The sequence below is a fragment of the Kitasatospora sp. NPDC041917 genome, from assembly GCF_055589745.1.
In genome coordinates, this window is record NZ_JBVJBI010000108.1 from 1 (window position 1) to 1,618 (window position 1,618).

Here is a 1,618-nt window from a genome sequence, read left to right on the forward strand (position 1 = left end):
CGCACGGCCTCCACGGCCTCGGCCGAGACAGTCACTTCCTTCATCAGGCGCTACTTCCTTGATCGGGAGTTACACCGTTCTTTGTACAGACCCCTCCGGAAGGCAAGCAGGCGTGCCGATGGGGCGGCTCCCGCCTCGCCGAAGTGGAAAGCAGCGAGCGGATCGGTCCGATCGCCGGTGGCATACCCAATAGTCTTGGCCGAACGCAGATCTTGGTCGCCGAAGATCGCGGAGGGCCGACCATACACGTGCAGAACATCGTCGAGCGTGCGGTCGGTCTCCGCCCAGCCTTCGGCTGTCTCGACGAGGCTCGTGTAGTCGTGAGTCGGCAAGGCTCGATCGAGACGGAGCCAGCCACGCTTGTGAGCTGCGGCGCCGTACTCCGCAGCCACCACATGAACCTCCGGCTGGGGAAAGCAGTAACGCAGCAATGCCGCCATGTCCAACCGCGCGTTGTCGTCCACGATCCACCGCGTGCCGTCGGGCCGTGCCTCGTCCTGGGCGAGGGCATCGAGGAGGACCGGCAAGTGTGCGAGGCCGCCGTGCGCGTCGGGGCACCGCACCGCGGCGTTGAACTCGTCGAGCACTTGGACGCGTTCCGCCTTGGTGAGCGGAGTCTGGCGGCGAGCCGTGCGGGGGATGCTCCGAAGGGACAGCATGCCGACCACCTTGAGCTGTTGCCGTCCGGCTGTCCACCCTGTTCTTCAATCCTGTTCTTCAATCCGTGAGGACTCGGGGCGGTGGGCAGTGATCGTCAGGGGCGGAGTCGGTGCTCTCGCCGAGGTCCGCGAGGAGGCTCCGGATGCGGTCGGCGATGGCGGTGTGACGTTCGACCTCGCGGGGCCAGCCGCGCTCGATGGCGTCCTGGGCGAGCTGCTGCTCTCGGGAGAGTCGGGTTCGCAGGCGTGGTGCGTACTCGCTGGTGGTGAGGAACTTCAAGCAGCGGAGGTAGAGGTCGCACTCGCAGGGCCTTCGGCGGGTGCCCGCAGGCAGTGTCGCAGTTCGAGTTCGGTCTTGAGGAAGTTGCTCTTGAGCCAGTTCAGAGTGTCCTCGCCGATCCGGCTGCTGAGCAGTTCCTCCGCGGCGGGGCCCGCGATCCGGCCGCCGACGGCGATGACCTTCTCGTACTGATCCTTCAGGACGGGGTCGCTGATGTGGGAGTAGGTGGCCGACATCTGCGCGTTGCGGTGCCCGAGGATCGCCATGATGGTCTGGATCTGGGCGCCGCCCTCAGCGAGCTGGGTGCCGACGGTATGCCGGAATCGGTGGACGGTCACTGTGGGGTTGCCATCGCCGTCGACCATTCCGGCCTTGCGGCATGCGATCTCCAGGGAGTCGGCGAACAGGAACTGCCGGCCCATCGGCTTGCCCCGGCGCATGAACACATAGCGGACCGGTCGCTGGACCCACGCGTCGTGGCGAGCCGCGGCATTGCCAGCTATGGCTCGCCGTCATCTGTGGGAAGACTTCACCACCATCCCACTGTCAGTCCCCGACTGACCACCCACCAGCGCCGATCCGGCCTTAGCGCACGATCTGGCACGGATGTTCCAAGCGCCGCCAATTGCATCCGATGCGAACTCGCGACGGTCCGCGAATCGTCGGGGGCAATGGCGCT

3 protein-coding genes are annotated in these 1,618 nt (G+C 66.3%); all 3 read right to left on the reverse strand.

What is annotated here, in order from left to right:
• Positions 1-50: 50 nt before the first annotated feature.
• The 3 genes from ACZ6EM_RS40360 to ACZ6EM_RS40370 are packed head-to-tail and all read right to left on the reverse strand — an operon-like array spanning position 51 to position 1,379.
• Positions 51-659 carry a hypothetical protein gene (locus ACZ6EM_RS40360; RefSeq protein WP_465774674.1) on the reverse strand — a complete coding sequence of 203 codons (609 nt, stop codon included), beginning with the start codon at positions 657-659 and terminating at the stop codon, positions 51-53.
• A 58-nt stretch (positions 660-717) separates the two neighbouring features.
• A complete protein-coding gene (locus ACZ6EM_RS40365; RefSeq protein ID WP_465774675.1) occupies positions 718-939 on the reverse strand; it encodes a hypothetical protein in 222 nt (73 codons plus the stop codon).
• Entirely contained in the window at positions 936-1,379 is a 444-nt protein-coding gene (locus tag ACZ6EM_RS40370) for a tyrosine-type recombinase/integrase (RefSeq protein WP_465774676.1), read from the reverse strand. The genes ACZ6EM_RS40365 and ACZ6EM_RS40370 overlap by 4 nt, the downstream gene beginning before the upstream one ends.
• Positions 1,380-1,618 lie beyond the last annotated feature (239 nt).

Excerpts from the sequence above, each read along its gene's own strand:
- ACZ6EM_RS40370 (WP_465774676.1), bottom strand. The coding sequence starts at position 1,379 with ATGCGCCGGGGCAAGCCGATGGGCCGGCAGTTCCTGTTCGCCGACTCC.
- ACZ6EM_RS40360 (WP_465774674.1), bottom strand. The coding sequence starts at position 659 with ATGCTGTCCCTTCGGAGCATCCCCCGCACGGCTCGCCGCCAGACTCCG.